At 67.5% G+C, this 2,795-nt stretch carries 3 protein-coding genes and 1 pseudogene; 3 read left to right on the top strand and 1 reads right to left on the bottom strand.

The window, feature by feature from the left end; genetic code table 11:
* The 3 genes and pseudogenes from QK291_RS18865 to QK291_RS18855 all read left to right on the top strand — a co-directional run.
* Positions 1-355: pseudogene (locus QK291_RS18865) on the top strand (hypothetical protein); the annotation flags it as partial.
* Positions 356-405: 50 nt separating this feature from the next.
* Positions 406-1,287 (top strand): MTAP family purine nucleoside phosphorylase, encoded by an 882-nt coding sequence (locus QK291_RS18860; RefSeq protein WP_282384378.1) that lies wholly within the window; start codon positions 406-408, stop codon positions 1,285-1,287.
* Positions 1,284-2,345 (top strand): NAD-dependent epimerase/dehydratase family protein, encoded by a 1,062-nt coding sequence (locus tag QK291_RS18855; RefSeq protein WP_282384377.1) that lies wholly within the window; start codon positions 1,284-1,286, stop codon positions 2,343-2,345. Before QK291_RS18860 ends, QK291_RS18855 begins: the two co-directional genes overlap by 4 nt.
* A 106-nt stretch (positions 2,346-2,451) precedes the next feature.
* Here QK291_RS18855 and QK291_RS18850 read toward each other — a convergent pair.
* The coding region (locus QK291_RS18850; protein WP_282384376.1) for a hypothetical protein at positions 2,452-2,795 on the bottom strand (344 nt) is incomplete at its 5' end.

Here is a 2,795-nt window from a genome sequence, read left to right as displayed (position 1 = left end):
GCTCGGTGTGCTGCGGCGGACCCGGACCGGGAACCTCTGGGAGCAGCAGACGGTCATGATCGGGCTGACGCTGCTGATCATCAGCCCGAACTACCCCTGGTACGCGCTCATGCTGTTGCCGTTCATTGTCCTGAGCCGGCGCTGGGAATACGTCGCCGTCATCCTTGCCCTGGACGCTATTTACATGCTTCCCCTCAAGGAACCCCTCAGCCTTCCGCTGCATCAAGCGGCCCTGCTGCTCACCGCCCTCGCCGTCTCCGCCGGTGTCTGGTGGCGGCGCCGCGAGGAACTTCAGCTGGCGGCCCTCGCCGGCCTCGAGTCCCCGACGCCGGCTGCTGCTGCGGCCACCGAGTGACCGGCATCCCCTCCCCCACACCACGCTCCCCCGAATGGCAGGATTGCACCATGGACACAGCACTCACCGGAACGGCGCAGGCGCGCATCGGCATCATCGGCGGGTCCGGGACCTACCAACTCCCCGGCGCGGCGGTCCTGGCCACCGTCGACGTTGACACCCCGTACGGGCCGCCATCGGGTCCCGTGACGCTTGCCGACGTCGCCGGACGCACCGTGGCTTTCCTTCCCCGCCACGGCGGAGGACATTCACTTCCGCCCCAGAAAATCAACTACCGCGCCAACCTTTGGGCCCTCAAAAGCCTCGGCGTTGAGGCCGTCCTCTCCTCCTCGGCCGTGGGCGGCCTGCGGGAAGGCTTCGGCCCTGACACCTTCGTGGTGACGGACCAGCTCATCGACCGCACCTGGGGACGCGCGGACACCTTTTTCGACGGGACCATCATCGACGGCGTCCCTCCCGCCGGTGTCCAGCACCTGCCGGCCTCGGAACCTTTCTGCCCCACCCTGCGGGCGCACGTCGCTGCCGCACTTGAAGCAAACAACATTGCCTACGTCCCGCAGGCAACGGTGGTCGTGATCAACGGACCACGGTTCTCCACGAAGGCCGAGTCCGCCTGGTACGTCACCGGCGGTGCTGACATCATCAGCATGACCCAGTACCCCGAACCCCTGCTGGCCGCCGAGCTCAACATGGGTTTCGCCAATCTGGCGTTCATCACCGATTCGGACACCGGACACGACGGCTCGGAACCGGTAACCGCCGACGCCGTCTTCGCCCGGCTAAAAAATGCCCAGCACAACGTCCTGGCCGTTCTTGAAGCGACCGTCGCGACCATCAGTGAGGACTACCACGCCCGGCCGCTGATGGATCAGGAAGCGGTGCGCCGGATCATGGCGCTCCCTGCCCTCCGGGAAACGGCGGACGCCAGATGATGCTCCTCATCACCGGAGGTGCCGGGTTCATCGGTTCGCACATCGTCGACGCCGCCCTCGCCAAAGGCTGGTCCGTGCGGGTCCTTGACTCATTGAGCCCCGACCTCCATCCCGCGCCGCCCGTCTTCAACCCGCAGGTGGAACTGATGACCGGTGACGTCACGGACCCGGCCACGGTCGATTCGGCGTTACAGGGTGTCGATACGGTCTGCCACCAGAGTGCGAAGGTCGGACTGGGCGTCAGCTTCGCCGACGCACCGGACTACATCCACAACAACGACTACGCCACGGCCGTCCTGCTGGCCGCCATGGAACGCCACAGCATCACCCGTCTGGTCCTGGCCTCCTCGATGGTGGTCTACGGCGAGGGCGCGTACGCCGAACCCCGGACCGGGCTTCCCGTCCGGCCCGGACCCCGCACCGAGGCTGACCTGCGCGCGGGAATCTTTGATCCCCGCGACCCGGCATCCGGGGCAGTCCTTGTCCCTGCCATGGTCACCGAGGACGCCGCCCTGGATCCCCGGAACGTCTATGCCGCCTCGAAATTGAGCCAGGAGCATCTGGCCGCCTCGTGGGCCCGGAGCACCGGCGGCTCGGCCATCGCCCTGCGCTACCACAACGTCTATGGTCCAAGGATGCCCAGGGACACCCCGTACGCAGGAGTCGCGTCCTTGTTCCGTTCGGCCCTGGCCCGTGGCGAGGCGCCGCGCGTGTTCGAAGACGGCGGCCAGCGGCGCAGCTTCATCCACGTCCGGGATGTCGCCGCGGCGAACATCGCCGCCACGGAGTCACTGTCCGGCACCGGCACACCGGGTTTCCGGGCCTACAACGTCGGTGCGGACGAGGTACGCACGATCGGTGACGTCGCGGCGGCGTTGAGCACCTTCAGCGGCGGTCCCGCGCCGGTAGTGACCGGCGAGTACCGGCTCGGCGACGTCCGCCACATCACGGCTTCCTCGGCACTGATCAAAGCCGAACTTGGCTGGGCCCCGGCAGTGGGATTTGCAGAAGGCATACAGGAATTTGCCACCGCTCCCCTGCGCGGCGACCGGGTCTGACCAGGACAGACAGGACGACAAGGGGGGCTCTGAACCCCCGGCTGAGGCAAACCTCCGCAGCAAAGGCACGGACCCACAAAGGTCCGGTGACCAGCGGTGTCTGTGGTCAGGGGCTGATGGTCCCTGACCGGCGGGCCCGGCGTTCCAGGAAGAAGATGGCGGCGGCGGAGACCAACACCAGCACTACCCAGAACCCCACAAGGTTCACGGCGTAGTCGGCCTCCAGGACCGTGGCGGATTGCGCCACGGACTGGGCCTTGAGCAGGATCCCCGCCAGCAGGGTCACCACGGCGCCGGTGAGCAACCCGCCGCGCAGGACGGCCGCGGACGCGGGTTGGAGTTTCGCACCTGCCCGGGTCAGGCCCGCACCGGCGATGGTGGAGAGCGGCACAATAACGCCGTCGTGGATGAGGACGGCAACGGCCATCCATGTCAGCAGGCCAATCAGCT

The sequence above is a fragment of the Arthrobacter sp. AL12 genome (genome assembly GCF_029960645.1).
Taxonomy (GTDB): Bacteria; Actinomycetota; Actinomycetes; order Actinomycetales; family Micrococcaceae; genus Arthrobacter.
The sequence above is the reverse complement of the archived record's forward strand: the minus strand, read 5'-3'. Positions and strand labels throughout refer to the sequence as shown.